Source organism: Luteibacter anthropi (assembly GCF_011759365.1).
Lineage (GTDB): Bacteria > Pseudomonadota > Gammaproteobacteria > Xanthomonadales > Rhodanobacteraceae > Luteibacter > Luteibacter anthropi.
On sequence record NZ_JAARLZ010000003.1, the window covers coordinates 430,670 to 452,111 of the forward strand.

The window sequence follows — 21,442 nt, forward strand, 5'->3', positions numbered from 1 at the left end:
CCTCAAAAACGCTGGCTGTCAGTGGATTTCCGTGGCTTTCGCTGGAATGAAAAAAGGAGCCGAAGCTCCTCTTTTCAACGACTTACAGACGTCAGTGGAAGTCCGTAGATCATAACTTGGAGCGGGAAACGAGACTCGAACTCGCGACCCCGACCTTGGCAAGGTCGTGCTCTACCAACTGAGCTATTCCCGCGTCGTGGTCCAGCTATTCTAGATGAGTTCGACAATGTGTCAACTACTTTGCACCGGATTTTTTTCCGTTTTCTTTACGTCGACGTCATCACCGCGTAGTGCCGGCCATGCGGCCCGCAGGTAGTCCACGCCCGACCATATGGTGAGGATGCCTGCGATCACCAGCAGGGCTTCGCCGATGTGGTACAGCCGCAGGGTTTCGGCGTCGTGCTGGAGCAGCAGGACCACCAGGGCCACCATCTGCATCGCGGTTTTCAGCTTGCCCAGGAAGGCCACCTTCACCTTGGAGCGGGCGCCGATCTCGGCCATCCACTCACGCAGTGCCGAGACGCTGATCTCACGCCCCACGATCACCGCCGCCGTCACCGCCAGCAGGATGCCCTGCCAGCCACCGGGGTGGGACTGCACCAGGAGGAACAGGGTGATGGCGACCATCAGCTTGTCGGCTACCGGATCGAGAAAGGCACCGAAGGCCGAGGTCATGTTCAGCTTTCGGGCCAGATAGCCGTCGAGCCAGTCGGTGACGCCCGCCAGGACGAAGACGATGGCCGCGCCCAGGTTGGCGCCGCGGAACGGCAGGTAGAACACGACGACCATCACCGGCAGCAGCAGCACTCGGAAAAGGGTCAGCCAGGTAGGCAGGTTGATTCGCATAGGTGAGCCGGTCTTCCGGGCAGCCATCCAGCCGCCTCGTACATTCAGGGATGAAGCATGGCATAGATGCGTTCTGCGAGACCGCGATCAATACCCTTCACGCTCATCAATTCCTCGACGCCCGCGGCTTCCACGCCCGCCAGCCCGCCGAAGGCCTTCAGCAGGGCCGCACGGCGCCGTGCGCCCACGCCTGCCACGTCTTCAAGGGTACTCCGCTCGCGAGCCGCCTCACGACGACGGCGATGGCCGCTGATCGCGAAACGGTGCGCTTCGTCACGTACCGCGGCCACCAGGTGCAGGGCCGGCGAGGAGGTGCCCGGGTGCAGCGTGCGTCCGCTCTCGGCCAGTACCAGAGTCTCTTCGCCCGCGCGACGGCCCGGCCCCTTGGCCACGCCCACTACGCGGATACCCTCCACGCCCAGCTCGCGCAGGACGTCCACGGCCTGCCCCACCTGGCCCGTGCCACCGTCGATCAGCAGGATGTCGGGCTTCGCACCACCCTCCACCACCTTCTTGAAGCGTCGGGTGAGGGCCTGATGCATGGCGGCGTAATCGTCGCCCGGCGTAATGCCCGCGATATTGAAGCGGCGGTAGTGCGACTTCTCGGGGCCTTCGGGGCCGAACACCACACACGAGGCCACGGTGGCTTCGCCACGGGTATGGCTGATGTCGAAGCATTCGATACGGCGCGGCGCCGCGTCGAGTTCGAGCACTTTCTGCAGATCATCGAAACGGGTGAGCAAGGTGTGACGGCTGGCCAGACGCGACGTGAGTGCCGCGCTGGCGTTGCGCTGGGCCATTTCAAGAAAGCGGGCGCGCTCACCGCGCACATTCGTTTTCAATGCAACGATGTGACCCGCATGCTCGGACAGCACGGAAGCCAGCACGTCGTCGTCTTCCACCGCATCGCTAAGCACCAGCTCGCGCGGCACCTGGCGCTCCAGGTAGTACTGGGCGAGGAATTGCTCCATGACGTCGGATACCGAGGCATCGGTGGGCAGGCGCGGGAAGAAGTCGCGCGATCCCAGGCTCACGCCGTTGCGGAAGAACAGCACGCTGACGCAGGCCATGCCGCCGTCCATGCAGCAGGCGATCACGTCCATGTCGGCGCTGGCGCCCTGCACGAAGTGCTGGGCCTGGATGCGACGCAGCGCCGCCACCTGGTCGCGCAGCGACGCGGCGCGCTCGAAGTTCAGTGCGGCGCTGGCCTGCTCCATCGACAACGCCAGCTCGTCGATGACGGCACTGCTGCGCCCCTCGAGGAACATCTCGGCGTGGCGCACATCGTTGCGGTAGTCATCCACCTCGATCAGCTGCACGCAGGGCGCACTGCAACGACCGATCTGGTGTTGCAGGCAGGGGCGCGAGCGGTTGCGGAAGTAGCTGTCTTCGCACTGGCGCACCTTGAACAGCTTCTGCATGAGGCCGAGACTCTCGCGCACGGCGAACGTGCTGGGATAAGGCCCGAAATAGCGGCCCGGGCCGGTCTTGGCGCCACGATGAAAAGCCAGGCGCGGGTAGGACTCGTTACCGGACAGGTAGATATACGGATAACTCTTGTCGTCGCGAAGCACGATGTTGTATCGCGGCTTCAGCGACTTGATGAGCTGGGATTCCAGCAGCAGGGCTTCGCCTGCCGTGCGCGTCAGCGTGACTTCCGCACGATCGATCTGCGAAACCATCGAGGCGATGCGCGGATCCATGGGGGGCTTCAGGAAGTAGTTGCTGACCCGCTTCTTCAGGTTCGCCGCTTTGCCCACGTACAGCAGCTCGCCCTCCGCGTCGAAATAGCGATAGACGCCGGGCGAGGTGGTGAGGTGGCGAACGAAGGCCTTGCCGTCGAACGGATGCGACTCGGTGTGCTCCATGGGGGCATTTTACCGCGTCGACGATGACCGCAGACGAAAACGCCGGCATGGGGTGGCCATGCCGGCGTGGACCTTCCGTGGGAGTGTCGCCGTCCTTAGGGGGTGACTGTGGCGACAGGGATAGATTACGGGCTTGCCCCGGGTAGGGCATTCGGGTGAAGCCATGAAAGGGGGTGGGTCTTCGGCCCGTTGCCGTGTACGGGAATTCCTACACGTTGCCTGAGGAAGCCAGCCAGCGCTCGGCGCGATCCAGATCCTCGGCGGTGTCGATGCCCGGCGGGAACGGCTCGGGCGTGGGCTGGACCGAGATGGCGTAGCCATGTTCCATGGCACGCAGCTGCTCCAGCGACTCGGCCTGTTCCAGCGGGGTGCGCGGCAGGGCCGCGAGGCGACGCAGGAAGCCGGCGCGGTAGGCATAGATGCCGATATGGCGCAGGAAGGGGACGTCGGCGGGCAGCGAGGTGCGGTCGCGGGCGAAGGCGTCGCGGGCCCAGGGCGAAGGGGCGCGGGTGAAGTACAGGGCACGGCCGTTGGCGGCGCGTACGACCTTGACGATATTGGGGTCGAACAGTTCGTCGGCGTGGTCGATGGGGGTGGCCAGGGTGGCCATGGGGGCGTCATCGCCCGCCAGTGCCGCCACCACGGCGCGGATGCCGGCGGCCGGGGCGAAGGGTTCGTCACCCTGGAGGTTCACCACGATGGTGTCTTCGGGCCAGCCGTAGTGGGTGGCCACTTCGGCGATGCGGTCGGTGCCGGAGGCGTGGTCTTCGCGGGTCATGCAGACGAGGATGTCGCCGCAGCCACGCAATTCGCCGGCCACGCGCATGTCGTCGGTCGCCACCACCACCTGTGCCGCACCCGCCTGCCCTGCCCGCTCGGCCACGCGGCGGATCATCGACACCCCGCCGATCTTCAGCATCGGCTTGCCGGGCAGCCGCGTGGAGCCGAAGCGTGCGGGTACGACGACGACGAAGGGAGGGAGCTTGGCGGCCATGTCGGCTTCCGTAAGGGGGATGCGGAAGCGTGTCGCGAATGGGGGGCGGGTGCAAGGTGGGGATGGGTACCGCGTTCCCGGTCGCGCGCGAGGCGCGCTCCTACAAGGATGTCGTGGACATGGGAGAGCTGCCCTGTAGGAGCGCGCCTCGCGCGCGACCGGAAATACGAAAACTTACCGGACTGGCCCGAGGTTGAACCCCACACCATTGGCCAGCTCCATGAACCCCGGGAACGACGTCGCCACGTTGGCGCAATCGCCAATGACGATAGGGCCGGAGGCCAGCAGGCCGGCGATGGCGAAGCTCATCGCGATGCGGTGATCGCCGTGGCTGTCGATGGTGCCGCCGTGGATCTGGCCACCACGGATCATCGCGCCATCGGGCAGTTCATCGATAAGCACGCCACACGCCTTCAGGCCGTTTGCCATGCTGGCGATGCGGTCGGATTCCTTCACGCGCAACTCGGCCGCGCCACGGATCGTGGTCATGCCTTCGGCCGCCGCAGCGGCAACGAACAGCGCGGGGAACTCGTCGATCATGTCGGGCACGATGTCGAGCGGCAGGGCCACGCCATGCAGCCGGCGATAACGCACCACCAGGTCGGCAATATCCTCACCACCGCTGGTGCGCTCGTTTTCTACCGTGATATCGGCACCCATCAGCTCCAGCGCGGCCAGCAGGCCCGTGCGTCGCGGATTCAGGCCCACGGCCTTCAGGCGCAGCTCGGAGCCCGGCACGATGCAGGCGGCCACGATGAAGAACGCCGCAGACGAGAAATCCGCCGGTACGTCGACATCCACCGCCCGCAGCGTATGACCACCGTCGAGCTTCGCCTTGCCCGGCGAGTATTCGATGGGCCAGCCGAACGCCTTGAGCATGCTCTCGGTGTAGTCGCGGGTGGGATGGGGCTCGATGACTTCGGTGGTGCCATCGGCATACAGGCCGGCCAGCAGCAACGCGGACTTGATCTGCGCGCTGGCCACCGGCGGGTGGTACGTAATGCCCTTGAGCTTACGCCCGCCGTGGATATGCAGCGGCGGCTTGCCGTCGTTCGTGTCGATCTGCGCGCCCATCTCACCGAGCGGATCGGTGACGCGGCGCATCGGACGACGCGAGAGCGATTCGTCGCCCACCAGGGTCGAGTCGAACGCCTGGCCTGCAAGCAGGCCGGCGAGCAGGCGCATGCCGGTGCCTGCGTTGCCGCAGTCGAGCGTGTCCGCCGTGCCGCGCAGGCCATGCAGGCCCACGCCATGCACGATGCGCTCGCCGGGTGCGGGCGTCTCGAAACGCACGCCGAGCTTGCCGAGGATGGCTGCCGTGGCACGGGTATCCTCGCCTTCGAGGAAGCCTCGGATATGCGACGTGCCTTCTGCCAGCGCGCCGAACATCAGCGAGCGATGCGATACCGACTTGTCGCCGGGCACGGTGATCTCGCCGCGCAGCGGGCCACCCTGGTGGCTGGTCCAGTCGATACGGCTCACGGCAGGTTCTCCAGCAGGCGTTGCAGTTCCGAGCGGCTGCCGATGCTGATGCGCACCGTGGTGAGCAGGCGGTAGCCGACCATGGGGCGCACGATCACGCCGGTGCCGAACAGGTGGGATTCCAGCTCGGTGGCATCGCGACCGACGTCCACCAGGAGAAAATTGGTCTGCGACGGAAACACGCGCATGCCACGCGCCGTGAGTTCTCCGGCCAGCCATTCGCGATCACGACGGTTGGTGTCACGCACGCGTGCACGGTGTTCGTGATCGCCCAGCGCGGCCTCGGCAGCGGCCAGCGCCACGCCGTTCACGTTGAAGGATTCGCGAAGGCGCTCGCACACCGCCGCCACCGACGGATGGCTGAGCATGTATCCCACGCGCAGCCCTGCCAGGGCATAGGCCTTGGAGAACGTGCGGGTGACGATCAGGTTCGGGTAACGGCTCAGCAGATGCAGCGCGGTGCTGAGGCCCGGTGCATCCACGTATTCGTTATAGGCCTCGTCTACCACCACGAGCGTGCTCGACGGCACTTGTGCAAGGAAGCGTTCGAGCGCGGCATCGGTGAACCAGGTGCCGGTGGGGTTATTCGGGTTGGCGAGGTAGACCAGCCGCGTATCGGGCGTAACCGCCTTCGCCATGGCATCCAGATCGTGCCCGTAAGGCGCCTCGGGATGATCCACGGGCAAGGCCGGCACCACGATGCCGCGCGCACCAGCGGCCGCAGCGGCGATGGGAAACACCGCAAAGCTGTACTGCGAATGCACCACCAGATGCTCGGCATCGGCAAAGCACTGCGCCAGCAGCATCAGCAGTTCGTGCGAACCGTTGCCGAGCGTGATGCCGGACACCGGCACGCCCAGTTCGTCGCCGATGCGATGCTTGAGCGACGCACCCAGCGGATCGGGATAACGGAAGATGTCGTCGAGCACGCGCGTGGCCGCGCGCATGGCCAGCTTGCTGGGGCCCAGCGGATTTTCGTTGGAGCCCAGCTCCGACAATACGTCGCCGAAGCGCGCACGGAGCGTGGGCAGGTCGTGACCGGGATCATAGGCGCGAAGTGCCGACGTCGCCCGGTTGGCGAGCGTCGCTGCGTCGAACCCGGCGGTCACGGCAAGGCGACCGGGTAGGAACCGAGCACACGCACATCGGCGGCCGAGGGTTTCATTTCCTCAAGCGCGGCCTGCACGGCGGCATCGTCCACATGACCGGAAACGTCGATGAAGAACGCGTACTGCCACTTGCCCGTATGCGCCGGGCGCGATTCGATGCGATTCATGCTGACGCCGTGCTTTGCCAGCGGGCTGAGCACGTCGTAGAGCGCGCCCGGCTTGTCCTTCACGGCGACGAGCAGCGAGGTGCGGTCGTTGCCGGAGGCCGGGAAGATGGAGCGGCCGATCACGAGGAATCGCGTGGTGTTGTCCGAGCGATCCTCGATGGGGCCTGCCACCGTCTTCAGGCCGTACACGCGCCCGGCCGTTTCACCGGCAATGGCGGCGGAATCCGGCGAGAGGCGCGCGGTGCGCGCGGCCTCGGCGTTGCTGGATACCGCGATGCGCTCGGCGTTGGGCAGGTTCACGCGCAGCCAGCCCTGGCACTGCTGCAACGACTGCGGATGCGAGTAGATGCGCTTCACATCCTTCAGCTCGCCGGTAAGCGAGAGCAGGTTCTGGTGAACGCGTAGCTCCACTTCGCCGCAGATGGTGGCCTTGGATACGAGGAACATGTCCAGGGTCATCTGGATCATGCCCTGGCCGGAGTTCTCCACCGGCACCACGCCGAAGTCGGCATTGCCGGCAGCCACTTCCTGGAAGACTTCCTCGATGCTGCCCAGCGGCAGTCCGTAGGCGGCATGGCCGAAGTGCTTGCGCACGGCCTGCTCGCTGAAGGTGCCCTCGGGTCCCAGGAAGCCGATCTTCAGCGGCTGCTGCTGCGAGAGGCACGACGACATGATCTCGCGGAACAGGCGCACAAGCTCGCCATCGGGCAGCGGGCCGTCGTTGCGGTCGATCACGCCGCGCAGGACCTGGGCTTCGCGTTCGGGTCGGTAATAGTCCACAGCCGCCTTCAACGGGCCCTTGGCCCGGCCGACCTGCTGCGCCCACTGGGCGCGCTCGCTGATGAGCGATTGCAGTTGCTGGTCGATGCTGTCGATGCGCTGGCGCGCTTCGACGAGCGTGGCTTGTTTGTCGGCAGGGGTCTTGCTCATGGACGTCCGGGCGGCTAAATGGTTGCAATTGAAAGGGAATTGTCGCCGCAGGCATGCTGCATTGCGGCGACTTCCGACTTTAACCGTGCCGCGTTGCAAAGTCCCGCATAAATTTCACGAGGACGTCCACGGCCTCCTGTGGCACGGCGTTGTAGATCGATGCGCGCATGCCGCCCACGGCCTTGTGCCCCTTGAGCGCCAGCAGCCCCGCCTTCTCCGATTCGGCGAGAAATGCCGCATCGAGCGCGCTGTCGTGCAGGGTGAAGGGCACGTTCATCCGCGAGCGAGCGGACACCTCCACCGGACTGCGGTAGAAACCGCCCGAGCCATCGATGGCGTCGTAGAGCGTCGTTGCCTTGCGTGCGTTGTGTTCGCCCATCGCGGCAAGACCACCCTGCTCTTCCAGCCAGTCGAAGGTGAGTTTCGCGAGATACCAGCCCCAGGTATTGGGTGTGTTGAGCATGGAATCGTTTGCCGCATGCTCGGCGTAACGGAAGATCTTCGCCATCGGCCGGCCTGCGCGTGCGAGCAGGTCGTCGCGCACGATCATCACCACGAAGCCCGAAGGTCCGATGTTCTTCTGCGCGCCGGCGTAGATGAGCCCGAAACGCGAGACATCCAGGGGTTCGCTGAGGATGTTCGACGACATGTCCGCCACCAGCGGCACGTCGCCGACGTCAGGGATGTCGTGGAATTCGACGCCGTGGATCGTCTCGTTCGTTGTGTAGTGAACGTAGGAAGCACCCGGGCTCAGGCGCCACGTGTCGCGGTCAGGCAGCTTCAGGTAATGATCGGATTCCGACGTGGCCGCGATGCGTGCATCGATATAGGGCGCCGCTTCACGCACGGCCTTTTCGCCCCAGTGCCCGGTGACGATGTAGTCGGCATGATCGCCGGGGCCGGCGAGGTTCATCGGCACCAGGGCGAACTGTTGCGTGGCCCCGCCCTGGAGAAAGAGCACCTTGTAGCCGGACGGCACGCCCAGCAGTCGGCGCAGGCTGGCTTCGGCCTCGGCCGCCAGCTCCATGAAACGCTTGCCCCGGTGGGACAGTTCCATCACGGAGGCACCCGAGCCATTCCACTCGAGCAGCTCCGCCTGGGCACGCCGCAGGACCGGTTCCGGCAACGCAGCCGGGCCCGCACTGAAATTCCAGGCTCTTGTCACGCCAGAAGCACCTTGAAGAGGGGGAACCCCGATTATGCTCCCAGCGCCCTGTGCAATTGAAAGGGCTTTGCCCTGCAATCAGCCGGGCATGAACAGCACTGCTGCGATACCCGCGGCCAGCAGGGCCGCCGTAAGGATCAGCCACCAGACATCGTTGCGCGAGCCGGCGCTTTCCTCGGACTCGGCGGTGGCATCGGGAATCTCCTCGACAACGGTTACCACCGGCTCGGCGGCCCAGCCGGGCGCATCGAGCACGAAGCGATGGTTGGCGATGCCGATCTGGTCGCCGGGCTGCAGGGCCGCACGGGCCACGGTGACGCCGTTGATACGCACCGCGTGACGCGGAGGGACGCGGGTGGCGTCCAGGATCAGCTGGTCGTCTTCCCAGAACAGGCTGAGCAGGGCCGCGTCGTTGCCCGGAAGCTCCAGCGGCAGCGCACCATGGGTGGCGCCCAGCTCCAGGCGCTCGCCCACGGCCACGGTGCGACCGGACAGCGGGCCGGCAACCGGCCGCAGGGCAACGGTGCAGCGCGCATCGGTGGGCGCCGCCAACTCGCGGTTATCGATGTCGGCGTCGTCGCGGATGAGCATGCGGCAGTCGCCCATCGACAGGCTGTCGCCCGAACGCAGCAGGGCCCACTCGCGCACGGGACGCGCGTTGACGTACACGCGGCCTGTCTCCGGCGCCACCTCGAGCACGAGGCCGCGACGGTCGCGATGGATGCGGACATGGCGGGCGGCGACCTGGGCTTCGGAGACCACGAGGTCGTTATCCTCGGCGCGGCCGATCGTGAGCACGGGCCGTGACCAGTGGAAATCACCGCGTGCCGAGCTGACGAATTCGATGCGCATGAATGAACCGGGACGTTGACGACGCGACTTTAGCAGGTTGCGGTATCTGTTTGAAACGTAAAGATGTCGTGATCGTCGCCCAACGTGCCTGCTAGACTCGTGAGTCGACACGTTCTCCGGAAATCCCCATGCCCACGATCGACATCCATCACCCCCATGGCACCACGCGCGCCGCTGCCCTCGAGACGACACAGAAGATCGCCTCGCGCATGAGCGAGAAGCTGGGCACCAAGGGCCAGTGGCAGGATGGCCTTTATACCTTTACCGGCCCGGGGGCCAAGGGCTCGATCAACGTCGACGACACCCAGGTCCGCGTGATGGTCGAGCTGGGCATGATGCTGGCCCTCATGAAGGGCACCATCGAGGACGAAATCCGCCGCAAGCTCGAGGAGCATTTCGGCCACTGAGCGGGCGTCACTCCCGGGCGGGTGGTCTTGGCCTCCCTGCCATGCCATAATACGGGACTTATGCGGCCACGCCGGCCAACTATCCGACCCGGAACACATGGCAAAAGACGACGTCATCGAAATGGAAGGCACGGTCCAGGAGACCCTGCCCAACACCATGTTCCGCGTGCAGCTCGAGAACGGGCACGTCATTACTGCCCATATCTCCGGCCGCATGCGCAAGCATTACATCCGTATTCTCACGGGCGACAAGGTGAAGGTCGAAATGACCCCCTACGACCTCACCAAGGGTCGTATCACCTACCGCATGAAGTAAGCGCCACCGCGCCACTTCGCCGGAAGGAAAAAAGCCGCGGCCCTCGCCGCGGCTTTTTCATTGTCAGGCCTTCGCCAGCTCCGTGCGTCGCTCGATGATCCGCGAGACAAGGCCGTACTCCTTCGCCTCCTCCGCCGGCATCCACAGATCGCGCTCGATATCGGCCCTCACGCGCTCCAGCGGCTGCCCGCATTCGCGGGCGATCACCTGGGCGATGCGCTCGCGTGCATTGATGATCTCCTTGGCCTGGATGGCGATATCGCTGGCCTGCCCACCCGCCCCGCCACTGGGCTGATGGATGAGGAAACGTGTCTGCGGCAGGCACACGCGACGCTCCCGGGGCACGCCCAGGAACAGGTGCGTCGCCGCGCTGCCGACCCAGCCGGAACCGATCATGTTCACCGGTGCGCTGATGAAACGCAGCATGTCGTGGATGACGTCGCCGGATTCCAGGTGGCCGCCCGGCGAGGAGACAATGACGTCGATGGGGGCATCGGAATCGGCATCCAGCGCCAGCAGGCGGCGCGCCGTTTCGGCGGCCACCGTGTCGGTAATGGTGCCGAACACGAGTACCGTGCGGGCGCGGAAGGCCTTTTCTTCGAGGAAGGCGCTGTTCTGGCCCGGGGCGGGCGAGGAAGGCTTATCGGTTTCGCTGGTGAACATGTACGTGGCTCCATGGCGTGCTGGGTTCATTCCCTATACGAACGAGCGGCCGCGAACGTGACATCTCCTGCTCCTTTCCACCCCTTCGTCGGCGACATCGCCCTGCGCCGGCGCCTGCTGGCACTGGCCACGCGCTGGACGGTCGCTGGGGGTGACGCCGAAGACCTCGTGCAGGAAACCTATCTGCGCACGGCCCAGGGCGCCTTGCCTGCGGCCGGCCACGAGGCGTGGATGGTCACGGTGCTGCGCAACCTGTGCATCGACGGCCTGCGACGGCATGAACGGTACCGGGCGATCCTGGCGAAGCTGGATGTCACGCAGGGCGCCGCTACCGATACCGATACACCCGAGCACCTTGCCGACGAGGAACAGCGCGTGGCAATGGCACTGGCGCATCTCGTGCGCGCGCTGCCGCCCGGTGATGTCGCCCTTCTTCTGCTGCATGAAGTGTTCGAGCTGGACCATGCGCGGCTTGGCGAGCTGTCGGGGCGCACTGAGGCCGCGTCGCGCCAGCATGTGCGTCGCTTGCTGGCCCGCGTGCGCGGGGACCGGCAGAGCTGGGACGATGCGTATGGCGACGAGGACACGGGCGACCTGCTGGCGCTTTGCCAGCTGGCGGTATGGCATAGGGACCCCGCCGGCTTGATCGCGACACTGCGCGTATCGTCGCCCGTGGCACTGATGGACCTGGCCACCACTCTGACCCTCTAGGAGCGCGCCTTGCGCGCGACCGGGTCTCGCGAAAATCCGGTCGCGCGCAAGGCGCGCTCCTACAGGGCAGCTGCAAAAAAAAGCCGCGGGCTGGCCGCGGCTTTTTCTTTGGGACTGTCGCGCACGAAGCGCGCTCCTGCACAGGAGCGCGCTTCGGGTTACGCCGTGGCCGTGGCTGGCTCGGCCGACTCGGTTTCCACGTGCAGCTCTTCGCCTTCCACCGACAGGGTGACCTTGCCGCCCTCGGCCAGCTTGCCGAAGAGCAGTTCGTCAGCCAGGGCACGCTTGACCTTGTCCTGGATGACACGAGCCATCGGGCGTGCGCCCATCTGCGGGTCGAAGCCGTGCTCGGCCAGCCAGCGGCGGGCTTCCGGCGTGACGTCCACGCTCACCTTCTTCTCGGCCAGCTGGGTTTCCAATTCGATGAGGAACTTGTCGACCACGCGCAGGATGTGGTCGAAGTCCAGCGCGTTGAACTGGATGATGGCGTCGAGACGGTTGCGAAACTCCGGCGTGAACAGGCGACGGATGGTTTCCATGGCGTCCGGTGCGTGGTTCTGCTTCACGAAGCCGATACCCCGGCGCGAAGCGAGCTGGGCGCCCGCATTCGTCGTCATCACGATGATGACGTTCTTGAAGTTGGCCTCGCGACCGTTGGTGTCGGTAAGCACGCCGCGGTCCATCACCTGCAGCAGGATGTTGTACACATCCGGATGCGCCTTCTCGATTTCGTCCAGCAGCAGCACGCAGTGCGGATGCTTGGTGATCTGCTCGGTGAGCAGGCCACCCTGGTCGAAGCCGACGTAGCCCGGAGGGGCACCGACCAGGCGCGAGACCGAATGCGCTTCCATGTACTCGGACATGTCGAAGCGAACCATCTCGATGCCCAGCTGCATGGCGAGCTGGCGCGTGACTTCCGTCTTGCCGACGCCCGTGGGGCCGGCGAGCAAGAAGCTGCCGATGGGCTTGGACGGATCGCCCAGGCCCGACCGCGCCATCTTGATGGACGAAGCCAGGGCCTCGATCGCGGCATCCTGGCCGAACACCACCATCTTCAGGTTGCGCTCCAGGTTGCGCAGCACGTCGCGGTCGGATGCCGAGACCTGCTTGGCCGGGATGCGCGCCATCTTGGCCACGATGTACTCGATTTCCGGCACGTCGACCTTGCCCGTGCGCTGGTCTTCCGGCAGCAGGCGCTGGCGGGCGCCGGCCTCGTCGATGACGTCGATGGCCTTGTCCGGCAGCAGGCGGTCAGGGATGTGCTTGACCGACAGATCGACCGCCGCACGCAGCGCCTCACCGGTGTACTCCACCGAGTGGTGCTCTTCGAAGCGGGTCTTCAGGCCGCGCAGGATCTCGATGGAGTCGGCCACGGTGGGCTCGACCACGTCGATCTTCTGGAAGCGGCGGGCCAGGGCGCGATCCTTCTCGAACACGCCGCGGAACTCCTGGAACGTGGTGGAACCGATGCAGCGCAGCTCGCCGGAGGCCAGCATGGGCTTGATCAGGTTCGAGGCATCCATGGTGCCGCCCGACGCCGAACCCGCACCGATGATGGTGTGGATCTCGTCGATGAAGAGGATGGCGTTCGGCTGCTTCTTCAGCTGCGCGATCACCGCCTTCAGGCGCTTTTCGAAGTCGCCACGGTACTTGGTGCCGGCCACGAGCGCGCCGAGGTCGAGCGACCAGATGGTGCAGTCTTCCAGCACCTCGGGCACCTGTCCTTCGACGATGCGCTTGGCGAGGCCTTCGGCCAGGGCCGTCTTGCCCACGCCCGCCTCACCCACGTAGAGCGGGTTGTTCTTCCGGCGGCGGCAGAGCACCTGGATGGTGCGCTCCACCTCGTCGTGGCGGCCGATCAGCGGATCGATCTTGCCCTGGATGGCCAGCTCGTTGAGGTTGGAGGCGTACTCGCTGAGCGGGTTGCCCTTGCCCTCGCCGCCCTCCTCGCTGTCGCGCTCATTGCTGGACGCGGCCGCGGCGGATTCGTCGCCGATCTTGGCGATGCCGTGTGAGATGTAGTTGACGACGTCCAGGCGGGTGATCTCCTGCTGGTGCAGGAAATAGACCGCGTGGGAGTCCTTTTCGCCGAAGATGGCCACCAGCACGTTCGCGCCGGTGACTTCCTTCCGGCCCGAGGACTGCACGTGGTAGACGGCGCGCTGGAGCACGCGCTGGAAACCCAGCGTGGGCTGCGTGTCGCGCTCGTCGCCGGCGGGGAGGACCGGGACGGTCTCGGCGATGATCCGCTGGAGGTCGGCCGCGAGGCGCGGCAGGTCGACACCGCAGGCGCGCAAGGCTGCCAGGGCGGAGGTGTTTTCGGTAAGGGCAAGCAACAGGTGCTCCACGGTCATGAACTCGTGGCGCTGCTCGCGGGCCTGCTTGTAGCAGTGCCCGATGGTGACTTCGAGATCCTTGCTGAACATACGGACCGTCTCCGATAGCTGTGGGCGGCGGGGTGTAACCCGTTGGTTGCCGCATGTATTCCAGATGGGGGACTGGCTACATCTTTTCCATAGTGCACAACAGCGGGTGTTGATTGGAACGTGAGTACTCGTTGACCTGGGTCACCTTGGTTTCTGCCACCTCGCGGGTGAACACGCCGCACACGCCTTTTCCGCGGGTGTGGACGTGGAGCATCACCTGGACCGCCTTCTCCTGGTCCATGCCGAAGAAACTGCGCAGTACCTCGATCACGAAATCCATCGGCGTGAAGTCGTCGTTCAGCAGGACGACCTGGAAAAGCGGCGGCCGTGCGGTCTCGGGGCGGCTGGTCTCGACGGCCAGGCCATGCCCACGGTCGCCTTCCTGTTCGTGTTCGTGTTCCTGGGACATGTAAGAAGAACCTTGGGTACGCGATTCGATTATATACACCCGATTTTCGCCGGGCTTTCGGGTCGATCCCCCGAGGTGATGGCACAATAGGCCGATTTCCAGAGCCCCTCCCCTCCCAAGTCATGACTTCCCGCCCCGTCCCGGCCGAAAACGTCTGGTGCCCCCGTGTCACGGTGGCCTGCGTCGTCGCGCACGAAGGCCGCTTCCTGATGGTCGAGGAGGAGGTCTTCGGCGAACTGGCCTATAACCAGCCCGCCGGCCACCTCGATCCGGGCGAGAGCCTCCGCACCGCCGCCATCCGCGAGGCGCTAGAGGAAACCGGCCACACCATCGAACTGGATGCCTTCCTCGGTGCCTGGCAGTGGCTGAGCCCCGAGCACGGCGAACAGGTGATCAGGTTCGCCTTCAGCGGGCACTCGGTCTTGCACGATCCCGCGCGCCCGCTGGACACCGGCATCCGCCGCGCCCTGTGGATGCGCCGCGACGAAATCGAGGCCCTGGGCCCGCGCCTGCGCAGCCCGCTCATCCTCACCACCATCGACACCTGGCTGTCCGGGCGGCGCCTGCCGCTGGAGGCCGTGGCCAGCCTGCTGCCGGAGAACCCGGCATGAAGGTGATCCTGGGCGTCTCCGGTGGCGTGGACTCCTCCGTCGCGGCCCTCCTGCTCCAGCAGGCCGGTCACGAGGTGGAAGGCATGTTCATGCAGAACTGGGAAGAAGACGACCGCTCCGGCCCCTGCACCACCGACGAGGACCGCAAGGACGCCGTGGCCGTCTGCGGCCGGCTGGGCATCCCGTTCCACGCGCGCAACTTCGCGGGCGAGTACTGGGATGGCGTGTTTGAGTATTTCCTGGCCGAATACGCAGCGGGGCGCACGCCCAATCCGGATGTTCTGTGCAACCGCGAGATCAAGTTCAAGACCTTCCTTGAGCATGCACAGGCGCTCGGCGCCGAGAAGATCGCCACGGGCCACTACGCCCGGGTGGATTTTCGCGACGGCCACTACCGCCTGCTGCGCGCCGTGGATGCGAGCAAGGATCAGAGCTATTTCCTTCACGCCCTGGGCCAGAAGCAGCTGGCGGCCACGTTGTTCCCCGTGGGGGAAATCGAGAAGCCACGGGTCCGCGAGCTGGCCCGTGAAGCCGGCCTCGCCACGCATGCCAAGAAGGATTCCACCGGTATCTGCTTTATCGGCGAACGGGATTTTCGCGCTTTCCTGTCGCAGTACCTGCCCGCGAAGCCGGGCGCCATGGTCGATCCGGACGGCAACGTCATCGGAGAGCATCAGGGCGTGATGTATTACACGCTGGGCCAGCGCAACGGCCTGGGCATCGGCGGGCGCGTGGGCGCCTCGAACGATCCCTGGTACGTGGTGGGCAAGGACGTCGCCAGCAATGTGCTGATCGTCGCACAGGGTGGTGAGAACCACTGGCTGCAGTCCACGCGGCTGGAAGCCACCGATGCCACCTGGGTGGCCGGCGAGGCGCCCGGCCTGTCGTTCCGCTGCACCGCCAAGACCCGCTACCGCCAGTCCGACCAGGCCTGCACGGTCGAGGTCCGTGGTGACACCTTGCATGTCGTCTTCGACGAGCCCCAGCGCGCGGTCACCCCGGGCCAGTCCGTGGTGCTCTACGACGGCGAGGCCTGCCTGGGCGGCGCGGTGATAGCCGCCACGGATGCAGCCTACGGCGGCCTGACATGAACCCCCATCCCCCTGTAGGAGCGCGCCTTGCGCGCGACCGGTATCGCGATATGGCTGAAGAACACAGGGCCCCCGCTTTCCGCAGATGCTCGCGATGTGGGTCGCGCGCAAGGCGCGCTCCTACAGTTCAGCCATATCGCGATACCGGTCGCGCGCGAGGCGCGCTCCTACATGAAATGTTTTCCGAGTCTCACGAATGAATGAAGAACGCGTCCTAGCCCTTGCCGGAGTTTTCCAGGGGGCCGCCCTCGCCCAGCAGCTTGCCACCGACGGCCGCTGCGACGACGTCGCGTTCGAAGCCAGCATGGCCAGCGTGTTCCGCATCGACGCGGATACGGTGGCCGGTGTCTACGGCGGCGTGGCCGGCGTGCGGAAAGGCCTGCGCACCCTCGTGGCCCAGTTCGAGGACCAGACCCGCGACATCGCCGTGATGCGCATGGCCGTCACGGTGCTGCGCCTGGAACGTTCGCTGTCGCGTAACCGCCCCCTGCTCGACCGCCTGCGCGAAGGCATCGTCGCCACCCAGCGCCAGGTGGAGCATTTCGGAATGGACCATCCGAACGTCACCGCCCGGCTCGCCGAGGTGTATGCGAGCACCCTGTCCACGCTGAAACCGCGGGTGATGGTCACCGGCACCCCGGCCCATCTCCAGCAGAAGGCGAACGTGGAGCGCGTGCGCGCCGCACTGCTGGCCGCCGTGCGTTCCGCGGTGCTGTGGCACCAGATCGGCGGACGGCAGTGGCAGATCCTGTTCTATCGCAAGCAATGCGCGATGCTGGCCCGCGGCCTTCTTACCGGCTCCACGCTCGATAACGGCCTCTGAGCCCCTGGCATAGCCCGCCCTCCTGTAGGAGCGCGCCTGCGCGCGACCGCTCTGTCGTAGCGCCATGCAGGTCGCGCGCGAGGCGCGCTCCTACAGGGAGACGGTGCCGCCAGTTGACCGCCGCCTTGTAGGAGCGCGCCTGCGCGCGACCGTTCCGTCGTAGCGCCATGCAGGTCGCGCACTAGGCGCGCTCCTACAGGGGGGTGGTGGTGTCCAGGCCGGGGATGGTGCCTGCGAGGGTTCTGAGCAGTTCGCCGAAGCCCACCAGGTCGTCGCGCCAGGGGGTGGCGCTGCGCCAGTAGAGGGCGATATGCCGCCCGGGTCGCGCGCCTTCCACTGCCGCCAGCACCACGTTCGGGATGGAATTGAGTCGCTCGTGGGCCAGGATCGGCACCAGCGAATAGCCGCCGCGCAGGGCCACCAGGGTGGCAAGGCTCTCGATGCTGAGATCCTGGATGCGCTCCGGCCGCGCCGCGCCGGGCATGCCCAGATCCGACACCCCGTTGCCGTGGCTTTCCGCCATCAGGGTCGCATCGGCGGCATCCAGTTCCGTGAGGGCAATGGCCTCCTGGCCCGCCAGCGGGTGACCCTTGTGCAGCATCAGCTCATAGGGCTCGAAGAACAGCGCCACGGAATCCAGCCCCGTCATGGCCGTGCTCGGCGGCGCCAGCACGGCATCCAGTTCGCCCTCGCCCAGTCGCCGGAGCAGTCCGCGTGGCTTGCCTTCGGAGATGGTCAGGCGCGTATCCGGGAAGCGCTGCGGAAACGGCTCGATGACATGCGGCAGCAGATAAGGCCCCAGCGTGGATGGCACGCCCAGTCGCAATTCCCCACCGAAGGCCACGTCACCGGCCCGCGCGGCGTGCTCCAGATGCTCCGCGGCCGATAACACGCTGTCGATGTAACCCAACAGACGCTGACCGCTGGCCGTGGGCGCAACCCGCCGGCCACCGCGCTCGAAGAGCGGCATGCCCAGGGCCTGCTCCACCTTCTGCACTTGGTGGGAAAGCCCAGAAGGGCTGATGTACATGGCCCGCGCGGCGCTGTTGAAGCTGCCTTCACGCGCCACGGCCTGGACGAGCGCGAGGTCGCGCAACGACACCGACGACAGGGCCATCGAAATCATCGAACGCTGCGTGCCATCAAATGCGTTTGCGCCCATGCGTCCCCGCCTTCATCCTTCAGCCGCCGAATTTCGCGCGGCTTGCGCCACGGACCGCGCATTGTAGCCGCACCCAGGCCGCATGGCGGTCGCATACGGGCGGCAGACTGCGCGATAATCGACGCTTTGACGGACCCGACCGGGTCCGTCAGGCCTCCCCAGCTAAAGAACGTCACGCCAGGAGTACAGCATGAAAGACTCGTTCTCGGTCCGAGACAGTATCGAAGTCAACGGCAAGCGCCACGCCATCGCCAGCCTGGCCAAGCTCGGCGAAAAGTTCGACCTCAAGCGCCTGCCCTACTCCATGAAGATCCTCCTGGAGAACCTCCTCCGCCAGGAAGACGGCGTGAACGTCACCTCGAAGGAAATCGAGGCCGTCGCCAAGTGGGACGCCAAGGCCGAGCCGGACACCGAAATCTCCTTCATGCCCGCCCGCGTGGTCCTTCAGGACTTCACCGGCGTGCCCTGCGTGGTCGACCTCGCCGCCATGCGCGACGCCGTGGTGAAGCTCGGCGGCGATGCCAAGCGCATCAACCCGCTGGTGCCGGCCGAGCTGGTCATCGACCACTCCGTGCAGGTCGACGCCTTCGGTACCGAGTCGGCCCTCGAAAAGAACGTCGAAATCGAATTCGAGCGCAACCAGGAGCGCTACTCCTTCCTGCGCTGGGGCCAGAAGGCCTTCAACAACTTCGCCGTCGTGCCGCCGCGCACCGGCATCGTCCACCAGGTGAACCTCGAGAACCTGGCGCGCGTCGTGTTCACCAGTGAAGTGGACGGCGAATCCTTCGCCTACCCCGACAGCGTGTTCGGCACCGACTCGCACACCACGATGATCAACGGCATCGGCGTGCTGGGCTGGGGCGTGGGCGGTATCGAGGCCGAGGCCGCGATGCTGGGCCAGCCGTCGTCCATGCTGATCCCGCAGGTCGTGGGCTTCCGCCTCACCGGCAAGCTCTCCGAAGGCGTCACCGCCACCGACCTCGTGCTCACCGTCACCCAGATGCTGCGCAAGCTCGGCGTGGTGGGCAAGTTCGTCGAGTTCTTCGGCAACGGCCTGCAGAACCTGCCGCTGGCCGACCGCGCCACCATCGCCAACATGGCCCCGGAATACGGCGCCACCTGCGGCATCTTCCCGGTCGACCAGGAAGCCCTGAACTACCTGCACCTGTCCGGTCGCGACGACGCCCAGATCAAGCTGGTGGAAACCTACGCCAAGGCCCAGGGCCTGTGGCACGACGCCAACACGCCGGAAGCCGAGTTCACCACGGTGCTCGAGCTCGACATGGCCACGGTCAAGCCGTCGCTGGCCGGCCCGAAGCGTCCGCAGGACCGCGTGCTGCTCGAAGGCGTGAAGCAGAGCTTCCTCGACGTCGTGGGTCCGCTCACCGCCAACCGCAAGACCAAGAACGGCGACACCTCGCGCTTCAGCAATGAAGGCGGCGGCACCGCCATCGGCAACGAAGCCAACGGCATCAACGAGGAAGGCGTGCTCGTCCACAAGGACGGCCAGAACTTCCGCATCAACGACGGCTCCGTCGTGATCGCCGCCATCACCTCGTGCACCAACACCTCCAACCCGGCCGTGATGCTTGCCGCCGGCCTGGTGGCGAAGAAGGCCGCCGCGCGTGGCCTCACCTCCAAGCCGTGGGTGAAGCCCTCGCTCGGACCGGGCTCGCTCGTGGTCACCGAATACCTGAAGAAGACCGGCCTGCTCGCCGAGCTGGAAAAGGTCAACTTCTACGTGGTCGGCTACGGCTGCACCACCTGTATCGGCAACTCGGGTCCGCTGCCGACCGAAATCAGCAAGGGCATCTCCGAAGGCGATCTCGCCGTGGCGTCGGTGCTCTCGGGCAACCGCAACTTCGAAGGCCGCGTGCATCCGGAAGTGAAGATGAACTACCTGGCCTCGCCGCCGCTGGTGGTCGCCTACGCCCTGGCCGGTACGCTCAACATCGACCTCACGAAGGACGCGATCGGCACGGGCAGCGATGGCCAGCCGGTGTACCTGAAGGACATCTGGCCGAGCAACCAGGAAATCAGCGACCTCATCGCCGGCGCCATCACGCCGCAGATGTTCAAGGACAGCTACGCCGACGTGTTCAAGGGCGACAGCCGCTGGAACCAGATCGCCTCGCCGGATGGCCAGACCTACGCGTGGGACGACTCCACCTACATCAAGAACCCGCCTTACTTCGACGGCATGTCCGCCGAAGCCGGCACCATCGAGGACATCCACGGCGCCCGCGCCATGGGTATCTTCGGTGACTCGATCACCACCGACCACATCTCGCCGGCAGGCTCGATCAAGAAGGACAGCCCGGCGGGCCGCTTCCTGATCTCCAAGGGCGTGGAGCCGAAGGACTTCAACTCCTACGGTTCGCGTCGCGGCAACGACGACGTGATGGTGCGCGGCACCTTCGCCAACATCCGCATCAAGAACCTGATGCTCGATGGCGTCGAAGGCGGCTACACCAAGTACATCCCGTCCGGCGAACAGATGGCCATCTACGATGCCGCCATGAAGTACAAGGCCGACGGCACCCCGCTGGTCGTGCTCGCCGGCAAGGAATACGGCACCGGTTCGTCGCGTGACTGGGCAGCCAAGGGCACCCTGCTGCTGGGCGTCAAGGCTGTCATCACCGAGAGCTTCGAGCGCATCCACCGCTCGAACCTGGTCGGCATGGGCGTGCTGCCCTGCCAGTTCCAGGACGGCGAGAACGCGCAGTCGCTGGGCCTGAAGGGCGACGAAGTGTTCGACATCACCGGCCTCAACGGCGGCGAATCGAAGACGGCATCGGTCAAGGCCACGCGTCCGGACGGCTCGGTCAAGGAGTTCACCGTGAAGGTGCTGCTGCTGACCCCGAAGGAGCGCGAGTTCTTCCGCCACGGCGGCATCCTGCAGTACGTGCTGCGCTCGCTGGCGAAGGCGTAAGCCGTCGTCGACAAGGTCGGCTCCTTCGGGAGCTGATCTGGAAAAAAGCCCCGGTATTCCGGGGCTTTTTTCGTTGCGGATGCGGTGGGCGGTTTTCGTAGGTGGCGGTGGGGCGAAAACCCGTGCCCGCCGCTGGGTCCCTGCTTTCGCAGGGACGACATGAGGGATATCGAAGTGGTTGCAAACATGCGATCCGTCGTTCCAGCGAACGCTGGAACCCAGCGCCGGACGCCGGGTTTTCGCCGCGCCGCAGCTACGGCTTTTCTACACTGGGGCAAGCAAGCCCAGGCCCCCGAACACGAAAGACCGCCCCAGCCCGCCGCGACGCATAAGCAAGCAACCACTCGCCCCCAGAACAAAGCCCACACGAAAATTCACAATAACCAAGGGGGATTTCGTCGATAAACGACGCTGCAATGCGGCTTGCCGCTATACGCGTGCGTATGCTCCAATGCCGCGATCGTACGACGGATTGCCG

The 21,442-nt window shown here is 65.8% G+C and carries 19 protein-coding genes and 1 tRNA gene; 7 read left to right on the forward strand and 13 right to left on the reverse strand.

Annotated features, from left to right (window positions below):
• Nucleotides 1-117: 117 nt before the first annotated feature.
• The 9 genes from HBF25_RS07490 to HBF25_RS07530 form a co-directional block, all read right to left on the reverse strand.
• Nucleotides 118-193 (reverse strand) — tRNA-Gly (locus HBF25_RS07490).
• 38 nt (nucleotides 194-231) lie between these two features.
• Nucleotides 232-846, reverse strand: coding sequence for a CDP-diacylglycerol--glycerol-3-phosphate 3-phosphatidyltransferase (gene pgsA, locus HBF25_RS07495; RefSeq protein ID WP_166947223.1), 615 nt, complete (start codon nucleotides 844-846; stop codon nucleotides 232-234).
• A gap of 44 nt (nucleotides 847-890) precedes the next feature.
• Nucleotides 891-2,714, reverse strand: coding sequence for an excinuclease ABC subunit UvrC (gene uvrC / locus HBF25_RS07500; protein WP_166947224.1), 1,824 nt, complete (start codon nucleotides 2,712-2,714; stop codon nucleotides 891-893).
• Between the two features lie 208 nt (nucleotides 2,715-2,922).
• Nucleotides 2,923-3,708, reverse strand: coding sequence for a 3-deoxy-manno-octulosonate cytidylyltransferase (gene kdsB, locus HBF25_RS07505; RefSeq protein ID WP_166947225.1), 786 nt, complete (start codon nucleotides 3,706-3,708; stop codon nucleotides 2,923-2,925).
• Between the two features lie 174 nt (nucleotides 3,709-3,882).
• Nucleotides 3,883-5,190, reverse strand: coding sequence for a 3-phosphoshikimate 1-carboxyvinyltransferase (gene aroA, locus HBF25_RS07510; RefSeq protein WP_166947226.1), 1,308 nt, complete (start codon nucleotides 5,188-5,190; stop codon nucleotides 3,883-3,885).
• The gene (gene hisC / locus HBF25_RS07515) at nucleotides 5,187-6,299 is read right to left on the reverse strand and encodes a histidinol-phosphate transaminase (RefSeq protein WP_166947227.1); all 1,113 of its coding nucleotides are present in this window, start codon (nucleotides 6,297-6,299) and stop codon (nucleotides 5,187-5,189) included. Before hisC ends, aroA begins: the two co-directional genes overlap by 4 nt.
• Complete coding sequence (gene pheA, locus HBF25_RS07520) at nucleotides 6,296-7,396, reverse strand: prephenate dehydratase (RefSeq protein ID WP_166947228.1); 1,101 nt, start codon at nucleotides 7,394-7,396, stop codon at nucleotides 6,296-6,298. Before pheA ends, hisC begins: the two co-directional genes overlap by 4 nt.
• 79 nt (nucleotides 7,397-7,475) lie before the next feature.
• A complete protein-coding gene (serC, locus tag HBF25_RS07525; RefSeq protein WP_166947229.1) occupies nucleotides 7,476-8,561 on the reverse strand; it encodes a 3-phosphoserine/phosphohydroxythreonine transaminase in 1,086 nt (361 codons plus the stop codon).
• Between the two features lie 78 nt (nucleotides 8,562-8,639).
• Nucleotides 8,640-9,413 carry an FHA domain-containing protein gene (locus tag HBF25_RS07530; protein WP_166947230.1) on the reverse strand — a complete coding sequence of 258 codons (774 nt, stop codon included), beginning with the start codon at nucleotides 9,411-9,413 and terminating at the stop codon, nucleotides 8,640-8,642.
• Between the two features lie 128 nt (nucleotides 9,414-9,541).
• Between HBF25_RS07530 and HBF25_RS07535 the strand changes: the two genes are divergently transcribed.
• Complete coding sequence (locus HBF25_RS07535) at nucleotides 9,542-9,820, forward strand: polyhydroxyalkanoic acid system family protein (RefSeq protein ID WP_166947231.1); 279 nt, start codon at nucleotides 9,542-9,544, stop codon at nucleotides 9,818-9,820.
• Between the two features lie 97 nt (nucleotides 9,821-9,917).
• A complete protein-coding gene (gene infA / locus HBF25_RS07540) occupies nucleotides 9,918-10,136 on the forward strand; it encodes a translation initiation factor IF-1 (RefSeq protein WP_019466733.1) in 219 nt (72 codons plus the stop codon).
• A 63-nt stretch (nucleotides 10,137-10,199) separates the two neighbouring features.
• Here the strand turns inward: infA and HBF25_RS07545 are convergent, their stop codons facing one another.
• Nucleotides 10,200-10,799: an ATP-dependent Clp protease proteolytic subunit gene (locus HBF25_RS07545; RefSeq protein ID WP_166947232.1), complete on the reverse strand. Its 600-nt coding sequence runs from the start codon at nucleotides 10,797-10,799 to the stop codon at nucleotides 10,200-10,202.
• 57 nt (nucleotides 10,800-10,856) lie between these two features.
• On the opposite strand from HBF25_RS07545, the gene HBF25_RS07550 reads away from it, so the two are divergent.
• Entirely contained in the window at nucleotides 10,857-11,510 is a 654-nt protein-coding gene (locus HBF25_RS07550; RefSeq protein WP_166947233.1) for a sigma-70 family RNA polymerase sigma factor, read from the forward strand.
• 158 nt (nucleotides 11,511-11,668) lie between these two features.
• Here HBF25_RS07550 and clpA read toward each other — a convergent pair whose 3' ends face one another.
• Both clpA and clpS read right to left on the reverse strand, forming a co-directional pair.
• Nucleotides 11,669-13,936, reverse strand: a complete 2,268-nt coding sequence (gene clpA / locus HBF25_RS07555) for an ATP-dependent Clp protease ATP-binding subunit ClpA (RefSeq protein WP_166947234.1) — start codon at nucleotides 13,934-13,936, stop codon at nucleotides 11,669-11,671.
• Nucleotides 13,937-14,012: 76 nt separating this feature from the next.
• Nucleotides 14,013-14,345: an ATP-dependent Clp protease adapter ClpS gene (clpS, locus tag HBF25_RS07560; protein WP_166947235.1), complete on the reverse strand. Its 333-nt coding sequence runs from the start codon at nucleotides 14,343-14,345 to the stop codon at nucleotides 14,013-14,015.
• 122 nt (nucleotides 14,346-14,467) lie between these two features.
• On the opposite strand from clpS, the gene HBF25_RS07565 reads away from it, so the two are divergent.
• From HBF25_RS07565 to hflD, 3 genes are all read left to right on the forward strand, one after another.
• Nucleotides 14,468-14,956 carry an NUDIX hydrolase gene (locus HBF25_RS07565; protein WP_166947236.1) on the forward strand — a complete coding sequence of 163 codons (489 nt, stop codon included), beginning with the start codon at nucleotides 14,468-14,470 and terminating at the stop codon, nucleotides 14,954-14,956.
• Entirely contained in the window at nucleotides 14,953-16,047 is a 1,095-nt protein-coding gene (gene mnmA, locus HBF25_RS07570; protein ID WP_166947237.1) for a tRNA 2-thiouridine(34) synthase MnmA, read from the forward strand. Before HBF25_RS07565 ends, mnmA begins: the two co-directional genes overlap by 4 nt.
• 196 nt (nucleotides 16,048-16,243) lie before the next feature.
• A complete protein-coding gene (gene hflD / locus HBF25_RS07575) occupies nucleotides 16,244-16,870 on the forward strand; it encodes a high frequency lysogenization protein HflD (RefSeq protein WP_166947238.1) in 627 nt (208 codons plus the stop codon).
• A 193-nt stretch (nucleotides 16,871-17,063) separates the two neighbouring features.
• On the opposite strand, the gene HBF25_RS07580 is transcribed toward hflD, so the two are convergent.
• Entirely contained in the window at nucleotides 17,064-18,032 is a 969-nt protein-coding gene (locus tag HBF25_RS07580; RefSeq protein ID WP_243853109.1) for a LysR family transcriptional regulator, read from the reverse strand.
• 190 nt (nucleotides 18,033-18,222) lie between these two features.
• Here HBF25_RS07580 and acnA point away from each other — a divergent pair, with 190 nt between their 5' ends.
• Complete coding sequence (gene acnA / locus HBF25_RS07585) at nucleotides 18,223-20,964, forward strand: aconitate hydratase AcnA (RefSeq protein ID WP_166947239.1); 2,742 nt, start codon at nucleotides 18,223-18,225, stop codon at nucleotides 20,962-20,964.
• The last annotated feature ends 478 nt before the right edge of the window (nucleotides 20,965-21,442 follow it).